The organism is Bradyrhizobium sp. TM102 (genome assembly GCF_009176685.1).
Taxonomy (GTDB): Bacteria; Pseudomonadota; Alphaproteobacteria; order Rhizobiales; family Xanthobacteraceae; genus Bradyrhizobium; species Bradyrhizobium ottawaense.
On record NZ_AP021855.1, the window covers coordinates 47234 to 59344 of the forward strand.

15 protein-coding genes are annotated in these 12111 nt (G+C 65.8%); 2 read left to right on the forward strand and 13 right to left on the reverse strand.

Translation table 11 applies throughout. From position 1 onward, the window contains the following. Nucleotide 1 precedes the first annotated feature (1 nt). Complete coding sequence (locus tag GDN70_RS00240) at nt 2-487, forward strand: ATP F0F1 synthase subunit B (protein ID WP_028139848.1); 486 nt, start codon at nt 2-4, stop codon at nt 485-487. Between the two features lie 197 nt (nt 488-684). On the opposite strand, the gene GDN70_RS00245 is transcribed toward GDN70_RS00240, so the two are convergent. The 6 genes from GDN70_RS00245 to GDN70_RS00270 form a co-directional block, all read right to left on the reverse strand. Next, nucleotides 685-1335, reverse strand: a complete 651-nt coding sequence (locus GDN70_RS00245; RefSeq protein WP_152102022.1) for a hypothetical protein — start codon at nt 1333-1335, stop codon at nt 685-687. A gap of 184 nt (nt 1336-1519) precedes the next feature. Continuing rightward, nucleotides 1520-2107: a GNAT family N-acetyltransferase gene (locus GDN70_RS00250; protein ID WP_018316343.1), complete on the reverse strand. Its 588-nt coding sequence runs from the start codon at nt 2105-2107 to the stop codon at nt 1520-1522. Nucleotides 2108-2146: 39 nt separating this feature from the next. Continuing rightward, the gene (locus tag GDN70_RS00255) at nt 2147-3436 is read right to left on the reverse strand and encodes a pitrilysin family protein (RefSeq protein WP_028139846.1); all 1290 of its coding nucleotides are present in this window, start codon (nt 3434-3436) and stop codon (nt 2147-2149) included. Beyond that, nucleotides 3433-4851: a threonine synthase gene (gene thrC / locus GDN70_RS00260; RefSeq protein WP_028139845.1), complete on the reverse strand. Its 1419-nt coding sequence runs from the start codon at nt 4849-4851 to the stop codon at nt 3433-3435. The genes GDN70_RS00255 and thrC overlap by 4 nt, the downstream gene beginning before the upstream one ends. A gap of 38 nt (nt 4852-4889) precedes the next feature. Continuing rightward, entirely contained in the window at nt 4890-5315 is a 426-nt protein-coding gene (locus tag GDN70_RS00265; RefSeq protein WP_143279314.1) for a hypothetical protein, read from the reverse strand. Nucleotides 5316-5436: 121 nt separating this feature from the next. Further along, nucleotides 5437-6081, reverse strand: coding sequence for a response regulator transcription factor (locus tag GDN70_RS00270; RefSeq protein WP_028139844.1), 645 nt, complete (start codon nt 6079-6081; stop codon nt 5437-5439). Nucleotides 6082-6167: 86 nt separating this feature from the next. Here GDN70_RS00270 and GDN70_RS00275 point away from each other — a divergent pair, with 86 nt between their 5' ends. Next, on the forward strand, nt 6168-7514 hold the full coding sequence (locus tag GDN70_RS00275) for a histidine kinase (RefSeq protein ID WP_152102023.1): 1347 nt from the start codon (nt 6168-6170) through the stop codon (nt 7512-7514). A gap of 61 nt (nt 7515-7575) precedes the next feature. Here the strand turns inward: GDN70_RS00275 and GDN70_RS00280 are convergent, their stop codons facing one another. The 7 genes from GDN70_RS00280 to GDN70_RS00310 form a co-directional block, all read right to left on the reverse strand. After that, complete coding sequence (locus GDN70_RS00280) at nt 7576-7941, reverse strand: nuclear transport factor 2 family protein (protein ID WP_028139842.1); 366 nt, start codon at nt 7939-7941, stop codon at nt 7576-7578. 105 nt (nt 7942-8046) lie between these two features. Then, nucleotides 8047-8811 (reverse strand): SURF1 family protein, encoded by a 765-nt coding sequence (locus tag GDN70_RS00285; RefSeq protein ID WP_038971879.1) that lies wholly within the window; start codon nt 8809-8811, stop codon nt 8047-8049. After that, nucleotides 8808-9209 carry a DUF983 domain-containing protein gene (locus GDN70_RS00290; RefSeq protein ID WP_028139840.1) on the reverse strand — a complete coding sequence of 134 codons (402 nt, stop codon included), beginning with the start codon at nt 9207-9209 and terminating at the stop codon, nt 8808-8810. The genes GDN70_RS00285 and GDN70_RS00290 overlap by 4 nt, the downstream gene beginning before the upstream one ends. A gap of 97 nt (nt 9210-9306) precedes the next feature. Next, nucleotides 9307-10203 carry a cytochrome c oxidase subunit 3 gene (locus tag GDN70_RS00295; RefSeq protein ID WP_028139839.1) on the reverse strand — a complete coding sequence of 299 codons (897 nt, stop codon included), beginning with the start codon at nt 10201-10203 and terminating at the stop codon, nt 9307-9309. Nucleotides 10204-10281: 78 nt separating this feature from the next. After that, nucleotides 10282-10935, reverse strand: a complete 654-nt coding sequence (locus GDN70_RS00300) for a cytochrome c oxidase assembly protein (RefSeq protein ID WP_028139838.1) — start codon at nt 10933-10935, stop codon at nt 10282-10284. A gap of 5 nt (nt 10936-10940) precedes the next feature. Then, nucleotides 10941-11117 carry a hypothetical protein gene (locus GDN70_RS00305; protein WP_018316353.1) on the reverse strand — a complete coding sequence of 59 codons (177 nt, stop codon included), beginning with the start codon at nt 11115-11117 and terminating at the stop codon, nt 10941-10943. Next, nucleotides 11114-12058, reverse strand: coding sequence for a heme o synthase (locus GDN70_RS00310; protein ID WP_038948601.1), 945 nt, complete (start codon nt 12056-12058; stop codon nt 11114-11116). Before GDN70_RS00310 ends, GDN70_RS00305 begins: the two co-directional genes overlap by 4 nt. Nucleotides 12059-12111: the final 53 nt, after the last annotated feature.

Genomic DNA, 12111 nt, shown 5'->3' on the forward strand with positions numbered 1-12111 from the left:
TATGTTCTTCGATCCTGAAACCTGGGTCGCCATCGCTTTCGTGATCCTGATGGTCCTGTTCGGCTATCTCGGGGTCTTCAAGAAAGCGATGGTTGCGCTCGACCATCGCGCCGACCGCATCAAGGCCGAGCTCGACGACGCGACGCGTCTCAAGCAGGAAGCCGCCAAGGTGCTCGCCGACTACAAGGCGCGCACCGCCTCGGCCGAACGCGAGGCCGCCGACATCATCGCCAACGCCAGGAGCGAAGCCGAGCGCATCGCGACTGAGGCCAAGGCGAAGATGGAAGACTTCGTCGCCCGCCGGACCAAGACCGCGGAGAGCAAGATCGCGCTCGCCGAAGCCCAGGCGCTCGCCGATGTCCGTGCCGCAGCGGCGGAAGCCGCCGTCCAGGCCGCCTCGACGATCCTGTCGCAGTCGGTCAAGGGCTCGGTTGCCGACGATCTGATCGCCAAGGGCATCACCGAGGTCCGGCAAAAGCTGAACTGAGGGTTCTGCCTTCACCAATCAAAAAGCCGGCGCAATGAGCGCCGGCTTTTTTTGTCGAAAGACTCTCGTGTCCCGGACGCGGCGCGGCATGAAATGACGCGACGCAGAGCCGGGACCCAGTGTGCCGGCGGCATGGGCCCCGGCTCTGCAGCGCACCGCTGAAGAAGCGCTGCGCTGCGTCCGGGGCAACGAGAACCCTACTTCTTCTTCCGTCCCTTCGGCTCGGGGGACAGCGCCTGCGGGTCGAAGCCGACATAGAAGACATAGGAATCGGCGGTCGAGGCGGAGGGCGTCGGATAAGCCAGATCCTCGACGATGAAGGTGAAGGGCACGCTGCCCCCTTCCGACATCTCGACCGTGGTCCGGTAAGCCTTCGAGGCGATCACTTTCTCGCCGACGCCGCCCTGCACCACCGCGACACGCAAGGGGACCTCGACGGTGGCGGGCGCGCCGGCGGGACCGGCGATCACGCGGCCCTGGATTCCGATCCGGGCCGTGATGCCGGCACTGCTGCGGGCACATTCGCGCGCCATCTTGGTGATCGAGGCCTGGAAGCGGATCTCGTTGCCGACGGCGGGCTTTCCGGCCGCCCCCACCGCGTAGGTCGATGCACCCGCACGCACCGTCACCTGCGGGCAATCGACGTCGTCTTCCGCCGGCTGGCCAGACGCAGGCGCGGGCTTGGGCGGGGCCGGCTCATCCGACTTGCCGCCGAACAGGCTCTTGAAGCGGTCGGTCAAGGACTGGGCGGCCACCGGCGAAACCGTCGCGAACGACATCGACAATGCCAGCGCGATCGCCGGCATCCGCCGCAGCACATTCCGCGATGACCGAAGCTGCTTCACCATCAAAGCCCGTACTCCAATGACAATTATCCGGCCGATCGCCGGCCGGGGCATGCGGGTTATATCGCCAAAATCGGCGAACCCAAGGCAGCAAAAGGGGGGACTTGGCCAGGGACTTGGCCAGGGACTTGACCAGGGACTTGACCAGGGACTTGACCAGGGGACTTGGCCCAATGAAGCGAGCCGCTCAGCCGCGGAAATCCTCATGCAGCAGGCCGAACAGCAAATGGTCCTGCCAGACCCCGTTGATGCAGAGATAGCGGCGCGCCAGGCCCTCACGGGAGAAACCGCACTTCTCCAGCACCCGGATCGACGGCGCATTGGTGGGGATGCAGGCGGCCTCGACCCGGTGCAGATTGAGCTCGCCGAACAGCGTCGGCAGCAGCACCCGCAGTGCAGCCGTCATGTAGCCGCGATGGGCATGGGGTTGGCCGACCCAATAGCCGATGGTGCCGGCCTGCACGATGCCGCGCCGGACATTGGCCAGCGTGATGCCGCCGACCATGGCGCCGTCGAGCTCCCGGAAGATCAGAAAGGGATAGGAACGGTCCGCGGCAATGTCCTCGGAATAGCGGCGCAGGCGGCGGCGGAAGCCGGAGCGGGTGAGATCGTCAGACGGCCAGATCGGCTCCCAGGGCGTCAGGTAATCGCGGCTGGTCTCGCGCAAATGCGCCCATTGCAGGAAGTCCGACATCTGCGGCGCGCGCAGCAACAGCCCGTTACCGCGCGGCGCGAGGGCGGCGGGTCCACTGGACGGCAGGCGAAAGAGGGCCATGGTGATGCTTCCCGGGGCAGCTCAGCCCGCGCGCGGCTCCTAATGCAGCCGCGCCTTGGCACGTGCCCGCGTCAATCCTTCCGCAAAAGACACCGCCGTGTCCAGACCCCTGCCACTGCCTAATGCGACAACGGCAGGCCGGCTCCGCGACAGCAGCGCACGCGCGGCATCCCGGGTCGATTCGACGCTGACGGCGTCGATCCGGCCCACCAGCTCCTCGACCGTCTGCGGCCGGCCATAGGCCAGCACGTGGCGCGCCAGCTGCTCGGCGCGGGAAGAGCAGCTCTCCAGCGCCATCAGGAGGCCCGCCTTCATCTGCGCCTTGGCCCGCGCGATCTCGGCCTCGGTCAGCGTCTCGACCGAATCGTTCATGATGTCGACCACGACCTCCATCATCTCCGGCGCGTCGGCCGGATCGGTGCCGGTGTAGAGGCCGAAGAAGCCGGTGTCGGTATAGGGCGCGTGGAACGAGTAGATCGAGTAGCAGAGGCCGCGCTTCTCGCGCACCTCCTGGAACAGGCGCGACGACATTCCGCCGCCGAGGATGTTGGTGAAGACCTGGAGCGAGAACAGCGACAGATCGCTCTGCGGCACGCCTTCCAGCGCCAGCGTCAGATGCGCCTGCTCCAGCTCGCGATGCACCACCTTGGCGCCGCCCTTGCCGAACATGGCCGCCTGCGGTTTGGGACCCGGCGTCGCCTCAAAACTTGCGAAGCGCTTCTCGACCTCAGCGACCACTTGCTTGTGATCGACCGCACCGGCCGCGGCCACCACCATGTCGGGCCCGCGATAATGCGTCGAGAGATAGTCGCGCAGCGAATCGCGATTGAAGGCGCGCAGCGTCTTGGCCGTGCCGAGCAGCGAGCGGCCCATCGGCTGGTCGGGGTAGCAGAGCTCGTTGAGATGCTCGAACACGACGTCATCGGGCGTATCCTGCGCGGCACCGATCTCCTGCACGATGACGTTCTTCTCGCGCTCCAGCTCGTCCGGCTCGAAGGCGGGATTGGCGAGGATGTCGGCGAGCACGTCGAGCGCGAGCGGCACGTCGGCCTTGAGCACCCGCGCATAATAGGACGTGGTCTCGGTCGAGGTGCCGGCATTGAGGTCGCCGCCGACCGCCTCGATCTCCTCGACGATCTCGCGCGAGGAGCGTTTCGTCGTGCCCTTGAACGCCATGTGCTCGAGCAGATGCGAGATGCCGTGCTCGTTCGGCTTCTCGTCGCGTCCGCCGACGCCGGCCCACACGCCGAGCGCCGCGGTCTCGAGATGGGGCATCTTGTCGGTGACGACGGTCAGGCCGGAGGCAAGCTTGGAAATCTCGACGCTCATCCGGCAACTCCCTGCTTTGCGGCGCGGCTGACCGACAGCACGAACCGCTCGACCTCGGCCTGATCGTTCTTCATCACCTTCATGTGTTCGGATTTGGTCATCAATCCGTCGAGCCAGGCCGGCAGTTGCGGCCGCTGGCCGCAGGCCGCTTCGACAGCGTCGGGGAATTTGGCCGGATGGGCGGTGGAGAGCACGATGCTCGGCACCCCAGTGTCGGTGGTGTCGCGGTCGGCGACGGCGAGCGCCACCGCCGTATGGGGATCGACCAGCTCGCCGGCCTCGCGCCAGCCGGCGCGGATCGCAGCCGCGGTCTCGGTCTCGTCGGCGCGCCCTGCGTCGAACTCCTCGCGGATCGCGGCCAGCGTCGCATCTGGCAGCACGAAACGTCCTGACTGCTTCAGCGAATCCATCAGACGGCGCACGCCGGCGGCATCGCGCCGGCCGGCTTCGAACAGCAGCCGTTCGAAATTGGACGAGATCTGGATGTCCATCGACGGCGACGCCGTCGCGTGCACCTCGCGCACCTCGTAGATCCCGGTCTTCAGCGTGCGCGCCAGGATGTCGTTGACATTGGCGGCGATGCGCAGGGTCCGCACCGGCAGGCCCATCCGCTTGGCGACGTAGCCGGCGAAGATGTCGCCGAAATTGCCGGTCGGCACGACGAAATCCACCGCGCGCGCCGGCGCGCCGACCGCAACGGCGGAGGTGAAATAGTAGACGACCTGGGCGACGATGCGCGCCCAGTTGATGGAATTGACGCCGGAGAGCGAGGTCGCATCGCGGAAGCGATGGTTGTTGAACATCCCCTTCACCAGCGCCTGGCAGTCGTCGAAATTGCCCTCGATGGCGAGGGCATGGACATTGGCCGCGCCCGTCGACGTCATCATCCGCCGCTGCACCTCGGAGATGCGGCCGTGCGGGAACAGCACGATGAGATCCACGTTCTCGAGGCCGGCGAAGGCTTCGACCGCAGCGCCGCCGGTGTCGCCTGAGGTGGCGACCACGATGGTCGTGCGCTGGCCGCGTTTGGCGAGCACGTGGTCCATCAGCCGCGAGATCAGCTGCATCGCCACGTCCTTGAAGGCGAGCGTCGGACCGTGGAACAGCTCCAGCACGAACTGGTGCGGCGACATCTGGCGCAGCGGCACCACCGCCGGATGGCGGAAGGTCGCGTAGGCCTCGTTCGCCATGCGGCCAAGCTCGGCGTCCGAAATCTCGCCGCCGGCGAAGGGACGGATCACGTCGACCGCGACCTCCCAATAGGGGCGGCCGAAGAAGCCGGCGATGGTCTCGGCAGAGAGCTGCGGCCAGATCGTCGGCACATACAGGCCGCCGTCGCGCGCAAGCCCGGTCAGCATCACGTCGCAGAAGCCGAGTTCGGGGGCCTCGCCCCGGGTCGAGATATAACGAGTCAAACTGCCCTCCAAAGGCCGACCGGGCCTGCGCCCGCTCGTTAAGCCTTTGATTTTACGAAATTACTTGTTAACAGCCAGAGGCTTTGGGCCACCATAAAGTGTTTTGCGGCATCAGGAAACCGCTTCCCGCCTTCACCCCTGCCCAGCAAAAAGGGCTGCGGCGGTGCCGCAGCCCTCTCTTGGAAGGTCTGTCGTTGATATGTGCAGACCGGTTTGTCTCTGGGGTCGCCGCCCCCGCTGAAACTTGTCCGGCAACCTTTCGCCGTCAGCCACGAAATCGTCAAGGGCGAAAACGACGAGCGCGGGAAGATGTTCCTATTTTTCCCGACATTGGCCAAGCTTTGGCGAGCGCGTTCCAGCGAACCGGCGCCAAGGATTGCCGTTTTATCCCGACAATTGCGGGGGTCCGGAACGAATGCCACCTCGACCCATTGTGTCCGCGGATGGGTGTCGGCGGTGTCCATGCATTGCCCGGCTGCACGCCGACACCAATCCGTCTCGCCGAACCGGCTGCATCCTGGAGCAGCCGGTTCGGTGCCGTCGGTGCCGGGCCGCCAGTGCCCGGGCCGCCAGTGCCCCGGGCCGTCAATTCAGCCCGATTTCAACCGCGATCCTGATCAGGTCGGAATGGTTCTTGGCTCCCAGCTTCTGCTTGAGCAGGGACGTGGTGTTGGCGACGGTCTTGTAGGAGATGCCGAGCGCCTCGGCGACTTCCACGATCTTGTCGCCGCGTCCGAGCAGGCGGAGAATTTCGAGCTCCCGCGGCGTCATCTGCGAGGCCGGGTTGGCCTTGATCGCCGCGCCGGAAAACGTCACGGCTTCCGCGAGTTGCGGTGAGATGTAGTTGTCGCCCGCGACCACCTTGCGCACCGCTTTCAGCAGGATCCTGGGATCATCGCCCTTGGAGACATAGCCCTGCGCCCCAAGCTCGACCGCCCGCACCACGAAGGCCGGATCGTCGTTCATGCTGAACATGATGATCTTGGCGTCGGGGTCGTCCTTGCGGATGCGTCGCATCAGCTCGAAGCCGGAGACATCGGGCAGGCTGATGTCGATCACGGTCACGTCGGGCCGCTTGCTGACATAGGCGCGATGGCCGGATTTGGCGTCGGTCGCCTCGTCGATACGGATCGAATGGTCCGAAGCGAACAGGGTGCGGCAACCGGACAGCACCACGGGGTGGTCATCGACAATCAGGACCCTGGTCGCCGGCTTGGCGGTATCTTGCATCGCGCACTCTCTTGTTGTTCGACTCATAGACCGGCGGGAACAAATGGAAAGAGTAAATCCCGCCGATGCGCGTTAGAATTGACCTAATGTGGCAACGGCTCTCGTTCAGAACGCAACTGTTTCTTCCACTTGGCGCGAGCTTTCTCGCAACGCTGATCCTGGGCGGCGTGCTGCTCCAGATCTTCGCGGCCGGCCAGCTCGCCGACGAGAACGAGCCCGCTCGACGTTCGACCCGGACGATCGCGACCGCACTCAACAACACTCTGCGCGCGTCGGACGACCCGCGGAAGACGCTCGACGCCTTTGTCCAATCCTTGACCACCTCCTCGGACATCCAATTCCGCTCCGCGGAAAGCCCTGCCGCGGAGTCGCGTAAGGACGGCCGGTACAACCTGCAAGGGGTTCCGCAGTGGTTTGTCAACCTGCTCATGGTACCGGACATGGACGCTGCGACCCCGGTGCTGATCGATGGCAAGCGTGTCGGCGATATCGTGTTCCTGCCGGACCTGTCGGCCGACCTGTTCGAGAAGTGGATCGGCTTCCTGGCGCTGACCGGCCTCGTCGCCATGCTGACCGTGCTCACCGGAATCATCGCTTACGTCTTCGCGGGATCGGCACTGCGTCCCCTGCAGCATCTCGGTGAAGGCCTCACACGGATGCGGCGCGGCGACTACGCAAAGCCGATCCCGATCGGAGGGCCGCCGGAGATCCGGCAGAGCTGTGCGGAAGCAAATGCGCTGGCCGCGACGCTGGCGCAATTGAGCCAGGACAATCGCGATCTGATGCACCGCCTGGTGTCGCTCCAGGACGACGAGCGGCGCGATCTCGCCCGCGAATTGCACGACGAGCTCGGACCGCTGCTGTTCAGCATCCGCGCCGGCACGATCGCGCTGGTCGACGCCTCGCCGCAGGCGGGAAATCTCGGCAAGTCGGCCCAGGATGTGCTGCAATCGGTCGAGGCGCTCCAGCAGACCAACCGCCGTATCCTCGATCGGTTGCGGCCGCTCTACATTCAGGAGCTTGGCCTTTCGACCAGCGTGCAGACGCTGCTCCAGAACTTTCGCAAGCAGGCGCCGCACATCGTCCTGACGGACACGATCGATCCGGGTCTCGACGGCATCGCCGGGCCGCTGGCCCAGACCGTCTATCGCGTGATCCAGGAGGCGCTGACCAACGTGCTGCGCCACGCCAAGGCCAGCAACGCCCATGTCCAGGCAACCGTCACCGATAAGGCGCTCGTCGTCGAGATCTCCGACGACGGCGGCGGCTTTCCCGACGGCAACGTTTTCGGCCGCGGCCTGACCGGCATGCATGAGCGCGTGCGCGCGCTCAGCGGATCGCTGTCACTGTTGCGCGTGGATGGGCGAACCCATGTACGCTGCCGCCTTCCGGCCGAGCCGGCACGCGAGGCGCCGGTCCAGCCAATTGGTTGAGCTGACCTTGTCGGAAAACCGCCGCACACTTTACGCCCACGCGGCCCTTCGGGATCATGCCCTAACAGGCGCAGCCATGATGCGCGTTCTGTTGCGCCGGCTCGCACAGCGTGCTGCGGATCTTGCCTTCGGGGCTGAAGCGAAACGAGGCGTGAATCCGTAGCGCGCCGGCGACGGAATATTCGAGATCGACGCCATGGGGCGCGGGATGGATCTCCTCCAGCCCGAAGCCGGCCAAGGAGAAGGCACTGAGTCGCGGCTGCCAATAGGCCTCGAGCTCGCTGCGGCCGCGATAGCGCTGCGCACCGTTGCACGTGCATTCGACCTGGGCGTCGTCCGCATAGAGGTCGAGCAACGACGTGAGGTCGCCCTTCCGGCAGGCGTCCACCCAATCGACGACAATTCCCATCTGGTCGAAATCGCTCACGCCGCAATCCTGTCTGCCGCGGAAACTCACCGGCGGCTTAGAACCACACTCGTGAATGTGCGCTGAATAATAAACCCCGGGCGATACCGGGTTCCCACGGGGTATCTACGGTCGAGCCCAGCTCTGCCGCCGGCCTCTTGCCCACACGGCGAAGGCGATCAGCACGGCGCCTGCCAGCATGAACCAGGTGACGGCGTATTGCAGGTGGTCGTCCTTCAGATGCACGTCGAGCGGCCCCGGGCGCGGGATGCCGTTCTCGGGCACCGGTTGCTCGAGGTCGACATAGAACGGCGCAACCGCGCCCCAGCCGAGCGCGCTTGCGATGGCCGGATGATCGCGCACGAACCAGAGCCGCTTGTCGCGGTTCTCCGCCGGCGTCAGCCAGCCGGACGGCTCGGGAAAGCGCAGATAACCGGTGAGCGCGACCGGCTGCCCGGTAACGAGCTTCTTCACCGCGCGATCCTCGACGCTGCGGTCCTGCATGGTGTTCTCGACGAAGCCCGCATCGATCACGACCGTCTCGCCGCTGGGAAGTCGCGCCGGCAGGAACGCCCAGGTGCCGGGGCCGGAGGCGTCCTTGCGCACCGCCGAGCCCGAGGAATAGACCATCGCATCCGGCAGGGCTGCGTAGGTCGCGGTGAAGCTGACGCGGCGGAATTCGTCGCGCGCGGGATTGAGTGCAGCCCATTGCGAAGATGGCGGCAGCGCGATGGGCGCCTCTGCAAGGCGCTCGGTGAGCGCCGCGACCAGCGCGTGCTTGGCGGTCCGGCGCTGCAATTGCCAGACACCGAGCGCGACGAAGACGGCCGTCAGGAACAGCGTGAACAGCGCGAAGCCGGCCACGCGGGGCTTGCGCGCAGGCTGGTTCATTTCGCGCGGTCGACCAACCGGCCCGGCGCCGCCTTGTGGTGGAATTGCAGCGCGATCAGCAGCGACTTCATCGCGCGCAGCGGCAGCAGCGTGGTGGCCAGGATCAGCGGCAACCACAGCGCCGCATGCAGCCAGTAAGGCGGCTGGTATTTGACCTCGACGATGAGCGCAGCCGCTACCACGATCCCACCGGCCAGCATGATGATGAAGATCGCCGGTCCGTCGCCGGTATCGATGAAGGCGTAGTCGAGACCGCAGCGGTCGCAGGCGGGCGCGAGGGTGAGGAAGCCCGCATAGAGCTTGCCCTGGCCGCAGCGCGGGCATCGGCAGGCAAGCCCGCGCAGCGCGCTTTGCAGGACGGTGGTTTCAGGCTCGGGCTTGCCGGCGGTGTCGTTCATGATGGCAGACTCTATCACAGTTTTCGCGGGAGCTTCCGGCGGCCCAAAAGCGAAAGGGCGGCCCAGCGGCCGCCCTTTCTGATCTCGTTGTCGCGGCTCAGTGCGCGCCGTGGGCCATGGTCTCGGCGCCGTGTCCCCAGACGTAGATGCAGAGGAACAGGAACAGCCAGACCACGTCGACGAAGTGCCAGTACCAGGCGGCGAACTCGAAGCCGAGATGCTGCTTCGGCGTGAAGTGGCCGGCATAGGCGCGGAACAGGCACACCAGCAGGAAGATGGTGCCGACCAGCACGTGGAAGCCGTGGAAGCCGGTCGCCATGAAGAAGGTCGCGCCATAGACGTTGCCGCCGAACGAGAACGCCGCATGGCTGTACTCGTAGGCCTGCACGCAGGTGAAGAGCGCACCGAGCACGACGGTCAGGATCAGGCCGTATTTCAGGCCCTGGCGGTCGTTCTCCAGCAGCGCATGGTGCGCCCAGGTCACGGTGGTGCCCGACGTGAGCAGGATCAGCGTGTTGAGGAGCGGCAGATGCCAGGGATCGAAGGTCTCGATGCCCTTCGGCGGCCAGGTGCCGGGGACGGCGCAGGCGCCGGCCTGGGTGCCGAGGCCGCAGCCGAATACGGCATCGCGGGTGGCGTGAACGGCGTCGGCCGGAAACAGCGCGGCGTTGAAATAGGCCCAGAACCAGGCGACGAAGAACATCACCTCGGAGGCGATGAACAGGATCATGCCATAGCGGTGATGCAGCTGCACGACGCGGGTGTGGTCGCCCTTGTACTGGGCTTCCTTGATCACGTCGCCCCACCAGCTCGCCATGGTGTAGAGCACGCCCACGGTGCCGACGCCGAACACGATCGGCGCGGCCGAGAACATGTGATGCATCCAGGTGATCGCGCCGACCGCCATGATGAAGGCCGAGAGCGAACCGACGGCCGGCCAGGGCGAGGGGTCGACCAGGTGATAGTCGTGATGCTTGGTGTGCGCCGTAGCCATTTCGGTCTCTCTCCTCAATCCCGTGCCTGTCAGGCACTTATCCCCTTGTTTCCGACCTTCCGAGCGTGAGCCCGGCGATCAGAGATTTCCCTTGCGCTTGTCGCCTTCGCCCGATGCCAGCGGCTTCACCACGGGATCCTTCACCGGATAGAAGGTGTAGGACAGCGTGATCGTGTTCAGCCCGTCGTTCTCGTGATCGTCGGCGATCGACGGATCGACGTAGAACACGACCGGCATCTCGCGCTTCTCGCCGGGTGCCATGGTCTGCTCGGTGAAGCAGAAGCAGTTGATCTTCTGGAAATAGGAGCCGACCGTCAGCGGCGCGACATTGTAGGCGGCCTGCGCGGCAGTGGTGCGCGCGGCCTGGTTGGTCACGGTGTAGAAGACGGTCACGACCTGGCCGATATTGACCTCGATCTCGCTCTGCTCCGGCTCGAACTTCCAGGGCAGGCCGGGCGCGACGTTGGAATCGAAGCGTACCGAGATTTTCCGCGCGATCGGGCCGGTGGCCGGCGCGGAGGTCGCAACCTGGGTCGTGCCGTTGAAGCCGGTGGCGCGGCAGAACCAGTTGTAGAACGGCACCGCCGCGTAGGAGGCACCCACCATCAGCGCGACCACGCCGCCGCAGATGGAAGCAACCACCACATCGCGGCCCAGCCCGCGGCCCTTGGTCGGCTCACGCTTGGCCGGCTTGGCGCTGACATCCTGCGATATGGTCGGCTCGTGATCCATGTTTCCTACATCGGCCGCACGAGGACTGCCGGCCCCTTGACCATGGTGACGGCGAAGAACAGCACCACGAGCACGCCGAGCGCGAGCGCGATCGCGATCGATCGCTGACGACGGCTCTTCTTCTGCGCCTCGGTGAGGACGATTCCATCTGGCTCGGGTTTGTCGACCATCCCTGCGATCATGCGCCCCCTACCAGCGGAGCAAGTGCCCGGAACACGACCTCGGCCAGCAGGGTCGCGAACAGCACGAACAGATAGAGGATCGAAAAGGCGAATAGCTTGCGGGTCGCACGCAGCGACGCAGCTCGCTCGCGGCGCAGATAGACGTTGATCGCGAGCACCAGCATGCCGGCGCCGAGGATCAGCGAGACGATGCCGTAAACGGCGTCGAAATAGCCGAGCGCCCAGGGCGCCGCGGCGACCGCGATCAGCACGATGGTGTAGAGCAGGATCTGGAGCCGCGTCGCGTCGGGACCGGCGACGTTGGGCAGCATCGGAATGCCGGCGCGCGCGTAATCGTCGGAGCGGAACAGCGCCAGCGCCCAGAAGTGCGGCGGGGTCCAGAAGAAGATGATGGCGAACAGCAGCAGCGGCTCGACGTCGACAGTGCCTGTGACCGCGGCCCAGGCCACCACCGGCGGCAGCGCACCGGCGGCACCGCCGATCACAATGTTCTGCGCGGTCCAGCGCTTCAGCCACATGGTGTAGATCACGACGTAGAAGAAGATGGTGAAGGCGAGCAGCGCGCCCGCGATCCAGTTGACGAGGATACCGAGCGTCATCACCGAGAAGAAGGACAGCGTCAGGCCGAACGCCATGGCTTCAGGGCGTGTGATGCGGCCGCGCGGAATCGGCCGGTTCGCCGTGCGCGACATCTTGGAGTCGATATCGCCTTCCAGCGCCATGTTGAGCGCGCCCGAGGCGCCCGCGCCGACGGCGATGCAGAGCAGCGAGGTGATCGCCAGCACCCAGTGGAAATGCCCGGGCGCCATCGCCATCCCGACCAGCGCGGTGAAGATCACCAGCGACATCACCCGCGGCTTCAAGAGCGCGATGTAGTCGCCGACCTCCGCTTCGGAGATGCGGGGATTGATGTCGATGGCGTTGTGGTCGAGGACGGACACTTAATTCAACTCGCTTCGTTATAGAGCCGCGGCGCCCGTCACGGGCGCCGCGG